Below are 3,241 nucleotides of genomic sequence, written 5' to 3' on the forward strand. Positions count from 1 at the left end.
CAGAAAACGCTCTCGCACTATCTGATCAAGATCGCCCGGCTCGGCGGTTATCTCGCCCGCGCCAGCGATCCGCCGCCCGGCAATACCGTCATGTGGCGCGGGCTGTCACGCCTCACCGACATCGCGCTGGGCGCCATGGTCGGAGGAGAATTTGTGGGTAATTGAAAGCTTTACAGGCCGTATACATGACCGAACCGCTCCCATGTGTGAAGTCGACTGAGAAAGCTCTTGCGCCCGCGGGCCGTTCCATACATGTCGCGCTATAGGCTCGTCCAACAATAGGAGGCTCGGCCTGAGAGAGAGGGTACGGGCCAGCCGTCGTTGCCCTCCCTATCGTGACGGTAACCATGGCTGTCGCGGACATATCCGCGGTTTCCCGAAATTGAGACCCAAACACGACTTGCGCTGCTGTGCCGAAAGGGATGGCCGGGTTTACTTCGTTTCTGGATCGCTCTCCGCATCAGACCGGACATGCTCGGCAAGCAGCCGGCACTGTTCGCACGAGCGATATCCTTTCCACGCCAGCGATATCCTTTCCACGCCGAAGCGCTGTTCCGGCCGCGATGAGGTCGCTGATGGTTGTCAGCCTGCTTCTGCTTGCCTATTCGGTGGGTGCGCTCATCGCGGGCTGCGCCGGTGGCTGAACAGACCGTGCCAAGACAGGGCGTCTTTGACCCTCCGCATAGATGGATGGTTGCGATTCTTCTTCCAGTCACAAGTGCGCGGCCGCCGCAGCCTGGGCTTCGAAAGAATTCCTTCGAGATTCATCCGATAGGCTCGAATGGCCCGGTTCAATCTTGCCAGCTTCGAAAGGACGGCGCAGCCTTTTGGCCGACTGGTCAGCACTTTCGCCAGCTTTGCCTTTCGATTGTCGGATTCAGCCTCGCACACAAGGTCTGGCCGGTGTCGGCGAGAGCCGCTTCAGCCGGTTCTATCGACACAGGCCGACCTCAGCTCCTGAGCCGGTTTTGCAGGGCCATGCGCACTATCTGCAGTTGGGCAGCGATCCGGTCATCTATCTTTATGGCGCCGACGTTCCAGCGTGGCTGCTGAAGCTGCGTGTCGATGCGCGCTTCGTTCACCGATCCGACACGCTGTTTGGACCTCAACCGGTCGGCGTCGAGGATGCCGCATTCAGCCGATCGGACAACGATGACAGCGAGCTGGCGCTCAGCCCCTGGAGATGGCCGATCAGGATGTCTTCGCCTGAGAGGGCGATTCTCGAAACGCTTGATGAACTCCCCGCGCATGAAAGCTTCCAAACGGTAGACAAGCAGTTCGAGAGTCTGGTGAGCCTGCGACCGAAAGCGCTGAACCAGCTGCTCGAGCAATGCCGCAGCATCAAAGTCAAGCGCCTGTTTTTCATTTACGCGGACAAGTACGCACATCCGTGGCGAAAGCACATCGACACCGCCGACATTGACTTGGGCCGCGGCGACCGTATGCGCGACGGGTAGTCGCTTTGCTTGACGAGCGACTATCTGGGTTGTCAAGTTGCATTGGCGTAAGCGGCGCGCGCATCGCGTGCTTTGGCGTTGAGACGGACCAGGAGCTTGCGGGCGAGCGCAATGCGAATGACCATTTTTTCCTTTCCGGCAGCGACCAGCCTGGCGCGGAAGTCGGCGAGGCTTTTGTCATAACGGGCGACGGTGGCCGCGACGAGGAAGAGGATCGAGCGGACGCCGGCGCGGCCACCGCGGATAGGTCGTTTACCCTTTCGCTTACCACTGTCATTGGCGATCGGGGCGAGGCCGGCCAGCTTGGCAATGGCTTTGTTGGACAGGGTGCCGATCTCCGGCAGTTCGGCATGCAGGCGTGCAACGGTTCGTCCGGCAACGCCCTTCACCTCGCGCCACGTCTCGGCGAGCTTTGCCCACAGCGGATCGTCGTCGATCATCGAGGCGATCTCGCCTTCGAGCGAACGGGACTGGCGCTTCAGCAGGGCGATCACCTCGTCAACACTTGCCTGCATCTCGGCATCGTCGAACATGCTGGCGCGGCGCTGCTTCTGGACCGTCAGGTCGTCGGTGACCTGCCTGAGCCTTGCGACCAGGGGCCTTCAGGCGTTGCTGGGCCTGGCTCGGCAGCGGGGTCGGAGCCAGATTCTTGGCGTCGGCGAACCGGGCAATGACGGAGGCATCGATCCGGTCGGTCTTCTCCAGAATGCCCATCGCCTCGGCATGGCGGCGGACGCTGCGAGGGTTGGTCAGCGCACAGCTGATACCTAACGCCCACAGCTCGAGCAACGCCCGTCGCTCGTAACCGCCGCTGGCCTCCATCACCACGAGCTCTACCGCATGTTCACGGCAAAACGCCGCCAGTTCGGTAATGCCTGCGGTGTCGTTATTGAAGCTCGCAGACCGATGCCCGGGCTCGATGCAGACATCGAGCTTGGCTTTCGAAACGTCCACTCCACAAATCGTCTTCTTCACGGTAACCTGCCTTGTCCATGCGATCGGAACTCAAGCGACTGTTCGGTCGTGCGTGACATGGCGAAGATCCCAAAGCTCATCCACGGTTGTGGCCGGAGGGGTAACGGGCGACTTCGCCACGCGCCTTGGCCGGTGGCCACCGGCCAAGGCGCTAAGTCGCTTCCATCGCACAAATCATGGCCGTGCAGATACAAGGGGTGCATTCCAGACCGGCGTGCCATCCTCGTAGGCCTCGACGTCCGGCGTAGAGTTTGCTCTCTCGCTGATAGATGGCGGAGTTCGGCATGATGAACTCGCCCATAGTCCCTTCGAGATCATGGGCCTTGCGCAGCGGCTCGACGGCTTACGGAGATCCGCGACATCAATGGACTACCACTCGGACAGCTGGGCGTAAATCAGCCGCTCGAGATGTCCATAAAATCTGCCAACCAATTTGTTCACCTTGCCGGCGATCCGCTTCTCAGGGCAGCGGACGATATCGAGCAGGATGAGAACTTCGCCGCCTCCTCCTTGGCGAATCCCGCAAGCACCTCGGCTTCTCGCGGCTTTTCTCGCAGTTCAGCAGACCCGGACCAAAATCCCTTCGCGCTGGCGTGAATAATCGGAAGCCCTTCAGCGATGAAAGCAGCCGATCGGTGGCCGACATTCGGCAAATGCGGCTAGCCTGTCTCTGTCCAATCTGCAGCTTTTTCATCATCGTCCTGGTCTTCGTCATGTGCCGGCAAGGAATCGGGAAACTCCCCAGCCAACATTTTATCTTTACTGAGCAGGCCGGCGTCCTCCAGCGCTTCCATATCCGGAAGATCGCG

General features: G+C 60.5%; 1 protein-coding gene and 2 pseudogenes. 1 reads left to right on the forward strand and 2 read right to left on the reverse strand.

Features of this window, described 5'->3' with window-relative positions; all coding sequences use genetic code 11:
* The first annotated feature begins 827 nt into the window (after positions 1-827).
* The gene (locus AC5ZGW_RS45590; RefSeq protein ID WP_245475191.1) at positions 828-1,457 is read left to right on the forward strand and encodes a type IV toxin-antitoxin system AbiEi family antitoxin domain-containing protein; all 630 of its coding nucleotides are present in this window, start codon (positions 828-830) and stop codon (positions 1,455-1,457) included.
* A gap of 32 nt (positions 1,458-1,489) precedes the next feature.
* On the opposite strand, the pseudogene AC5ZGW_RS45595 reads toward AC5ZGW_RS45590, so the two are convergent.
* Together AC5ZGW_RS45595 and AC5ZGW_RS45600 are read right to left on the reverse strand one after the other, a co-directional pair.
* A pseudogene (locus tag AC5ZGW_RS45595) lies at positions 1,490-2,432 on the reverse strand (IS110 family RNA-guided transposase).
* Positions 2,433-3,091: 659 nt separating this feature from the next.
* Positions 3,092-3,241: pseudogene (locus AC5ZGW_RS45600) on the reverse strand (SMC-Scp complex subunit ScpB); the annotation flags it as partial.

The organism is Bradyrhizobium sp. Crot121 (genome assembly GCF_059512385.1).